The sequence below is a fragment of the Polaromonas sp. P1_G4 genome (genome assembly GCF_056405475.1).
This window is the reverse complement of the sequence record NZ_JBFUCA010000407.1, coordinates 1-3,990: the sequence shown is the minus strand read 5'-3', so window position 1 is coordinate 3,990 and position 3,990 is coordinate 1. Positions and strand designations below refer to the sequence as shown.

Sequence of the window (3,990 nt, the reverse complement as noted above, 5' to 3'; positions counted from 1 at the left end):
GCCATTGCCTGAGTCGAGTACGGCTTCACCGGGCGACCAGCGGAGCACCCCCAGCACGCTGCCCAAAGGACTGATCAGCGAGAGTTCGCCGCGCTCGGGTTGGCCCTTGAGCTCGAAGCTGGCCGAAAAGGACTGCACGGGTTCGCTTTGGACCTGCAGGCTGATACGGCCTGTCCGAAGCTCATTTTTTGAGACATTTGTGCCGGAAAGCCTTTGCGGTTGAGCGCAACCAGCTATCAAAAAAGGAGCAATAGCGCAGGCGCATACCAGGCCCAGACGGATCAGGTGGACACGCAGTGCAGGCGGCAGGACGCGAATTCCCGTCACAGCTTCACGCGCAGGCGCTTGAGCGTCTCGAGCAGGGTCTCGTTTTCGGGACTCAGCAGCCGGCCTTCTTTCCAGATGGCCACGGCGCGGTCACGCTGGCCTGTGGTCCAGAGTACTTCGCCGAAGTGGGCCGCGATTTCGGCGTCGGGTTTGGCTTTGTAAGCGGCTTCAAAGATCTTGATGGCTTCCGAGGTGTTGCCCATTCGGAATTCGACCCAGCCCAGGCTGTCCTTGATGAATGGATCGGCGGGCGCATATTCGAGCGCTTTGCGAATCAGATCACGCGCTTCCGGCAGGCGCACGCTGCGATCCGCAAATGAATAGCCCAGGGCGTTGTAAGCGTGGTGGTAGTCGGGCTTGAGCTGGATGGCGCGCCGCAGCAGACGTTCCATTTCATCCATCGAACCCAGCTTTTCAGCCATCATGGCCTGGTCGTACAGCAGTTCGGTTTCGTCGGGGTTTTTTGCCAGGGCTTGCGCCAGCACATCATGGGCCAGCTGGTACTGCTTGAACTCACGGAGCAGGCCTACTTCTGCGTTCAATTTCAGCCTTGCGTCCGCAGCGTTGCGTTCGGGGAGCTTGCGGATCAGCTGGCGTCCTTCTTCCAGTTTGCCCTGGCTGGCAAGGATGGAGGCGCGCCGGGTTTGGGCCTGGGTCAGGTCAGCGGAATCTTCAATCCTGGCCAGCCAGCCTTCTGCCGCCGCATAGTCCTTGCGTTTTTCGGCCAGTTGGGACAACGAGAGGTAGGCCTGGGCCAGGCCGCGGTTGCGCTCGCCCTCGGCGGTCTGCTGCTGGGCCAGGGTGACGTAGCGCTCCAGCGAGGTTTGTGCCTGTGCCAGCTGGTTGTCCTGCAATTGCAGGGAGCCCAGCACCAGCCAGCCTTCGGGAAGCTCGGGTTTTTCGCGGGTCACCACTTGCAGCTGGGCGGCGGCTTCGGCGTAGCGCTGGGCATCCAGCAGCGCGCGCGCATAGGCCATCCGCACTTCAGGCAGGGCTTTGGCGTTGCCTTCAAAGTATTTGCGGACCAGATTTTCTGCTTCAGGCTGTTTCGGGTCCATCAGTTCCAGCCCGACCAGGGCCGGGCCTTCGGAGAGCGGGCCTGCAGCCTGCGCGCGCCTGGCTGCCGCAAGCGCGCCGTTGCTGTCGCCGGAGGCCAGCCGCATGCGCCCCACCGTGGTCCAGGCGGCGCTGGCGGTGGCGGGGCTGTTCAGGTAGGTGGCCAACGCTTCTTCGGCCACCGTGCTGGCCAGCTTTTTGTCGGGCACACGCGCGTAAATCCGGGGTACCGCAGTCAATGCCGCAGCGCGTTCCATTTCCGGAGCAAGCCGGATTTCGGTTTGCAGCGGTTCGGTCGTGTCGGCAATTCGGTTCAATGCCACCAGGATCTGCAGGACATAACGGTTTGCCTCGCGCGAGGCGGGCTGCTCTGCCTTCCAGGCCTGGGCTGCCTGCAGTGCGGCATCGCCAGAGCGCGACTGCAGTGCGATGTCCGTAGCGCGCTGGTAGAGCTGCGCATCGCCGGTTTTGCGGGCGGCGTCCAGCATGAGCGCAAATCCTGCGGCGGGCTCGCCTTCCTGCAGGGTCATTTCACCCACCAGCAGCTGGTAAAAAAGGGCACCATCCAGCTGCGATGATGGAGTCGCTTCCTGTGCGGCCTTGGCCTCGACAAGCGTTGAGGGCGCAGCCAGGAGCGGTTCTTCGGTCTGCGCCAGGACCAGGGGAACAGCCAGCCACAGGCCGCTGATGGCAAGGCCAATTTTTTTCTTCATCGAACCATGATAATTGAAGCTTCCCGGCTGCGCTGCCGCTTTACGCCGCGGCCCTGATCTTCGGCTGGCCCACCGCTGTCTTCTTGCGCCATGCAGTAGCGCCCTTATTTACAAAACCATGCCTGAGCTGCCAGAAGTTGAAGTCACCCGGTTGAGCTTTGCGGACCGTATCGCCGGCGCCGTCATTGAGCGCGTCCAGATGGGCAAGCCCCTGCGCTGGCCGCTGGGCTGCGCGCCCCACAAGCTTGCCGGCCAGAAGGTGCTGGCGGTTCGCCGCCGCGGCAAGTACCTTTTGGTGGATCTGAGCAACGGGCTGCTGCTGATCCACCTCGGAATGTCCGGTAGCGTGGCTTTCGGCGACGGTTTCCCCGCCTTGGGCAAGCACGACCACTTTGAAATGGCCACCAGCCGGGGCACTTTGCGTCTGAACGACCCGCGCCGGTTTGGGGCTGTGGTGTATGCCAGCGATGAAGGCGCGCCTGCCGCCCAAAAGCTGCTTGGCCGGCTCGGCGTCGAGCCGCTGACGGACGCTTTTGACTCGGAAAGCTTTCACCGGGCGCTAAAACTGCGGCAAACGGCGATCAAGCAGGTATTGCTGGGCGGGGAGGCCGTGGTTGGTGTCGGCAATATTTATGCGTCGGAAGCCCTGTTCCTGGCCGGAATCCGGCCGACCACCCGGGCAAACCGGATCAGCAAGCCCCGCGCGGCCTTGCTTCACGGGGCGATCCGCCAGGTACTGGCCCAAGCTGTTACAAAGGGGGGGAGCACCCTGAGGGACTTTTCGAATGCACAGGGTGAATCGGGCTATTTCCAGCTGGAAGCCATGGTTTATGACCGCGCCGGCTTGCCCTGCCGGGTGTGCGCAGCACCCGTGAAGACCCTCCGGCAGGGGCAAAGGTCCACTTTTTACTGTGCGAATTGCCAGAAACCTTGAGTCCGTAGACGCGCCAATGGTTCTTTCGGGTTTGCGATGCTATATTGACCGACACACTTTACGGTAGACCGATGTCTTTTAACGAACAATTTGACCAGCACGGCACGTGGCGGCGCGAATTCGCGTTGCGCCTGAAACTGCTTGCAGAGTGGATGAAGGACCATGACCTGCTGGATGCAGCGGTTGAGGAGCGCCTGCAGCGGCTCGAGTCACAGGTACGTTCCGACAAGGTCATGGTCGCCTTTGTGGCCGAATTCTCGCGCGGCAAGTCCGAGCTGATCAATGCGATCTTTTTTGCCGGTTATGGCCGCCGCATCATGCCGGCAAGCGCTGGCCGCACCACCATGTGCCCGACCGAGCTGGGCTACGACGCGGATGTGCCGCCCTGCCTGCGCCTGCTTCCCATCGAGACGCGCCTGCAGAAGCAAGCCCTCATGGAGTGGCGCGCGGTACCTGAAAAATGGACACGGATCGACCTCGACGTGAATGACCCGGCGCAATTGGCGCAGGCGCTCGAAAAAGTGGCCGAAGTCCGCCATGTCACCCAGGACGAAGCCCGCTCTCTTGGTTTCTGGCATGACAGCAGCCCGGAGGACAACCCGCGTGTAGGCGCAGACGGCCTGATAGAGGTGCCCAAGTGGCGCCACGCGCTGATCAATATTGCGCACCCGCTTCTCAAACAGGGCCTGGTCATCCTGGATACGCCGGGTCTCAATGCCATTGGCGCAGAACCCGAACTGACGGTGAGCCTGATCCCCCAGGCCCATGCCGTGGTGTTCATACTGGCCGCCGATACCGGTGTCACCAAGTCCGACCTCGCCATATGGCGCGAGCATTTGATCACCGACGGTGATGGCACCGATGCACGCCTGGTGGTGCTCAACAAGATCGACACCCTTTGGGACGCGTTAAGCACGCCCGAACAAGTACAGKCACAGATCGACAAGCAGCGTGCAACAT

General features: G+C 62.2%; 3 protein-coding genes. 2 read left to right on the top strand and 1 reads right to left on the bottom strand.

Translation table 11 applies throughout. The features are described from left to right. Positions 1–323 precede the first annotated feature (323 nt). On the bottom strand, positions 324–2,096 hold the full coding sequence (locus AC1D1X_RS17540; protein ID WP_477668279.1) for a tetratricopeptide repeat protein: 1,773 nt from the start codon (positions 2,094–2,096) through the stop codon (positions 324–326). Positions 2,097–2,214: 118 nt separating this feature from the next. On the opposite strand from AC1D1X_RS17540, the gene mutM reads away from it, so the two are divergent. Both mutM and AC1D1X_RS17530 read left to right on the top strand, forming a co-directional pair. Further along, on the top strand, positions 2,215–3,030 hold the full coding sequence (mutM, locus tag AC1D1X_RS17535) for a bifunctional DNA-formamidopyrimidine glycosylase/DNA-(apurinic or apyrimidinic site) lyase (protein WP_477668278.1): 816 nt from the start codon (positions 2,215–2,217) through the stop codon (positions 3,028–3,030). A gap of 71 nt (positions 3,031–3,101) precedes the next feature. Then, positions 3,102–3,990: dynamin family protein (locus AC1D1X_RS17530; protein ID WP_477698767.1), on the top strand; the 889-nt coding region annotated here is incomplete at its 3' end.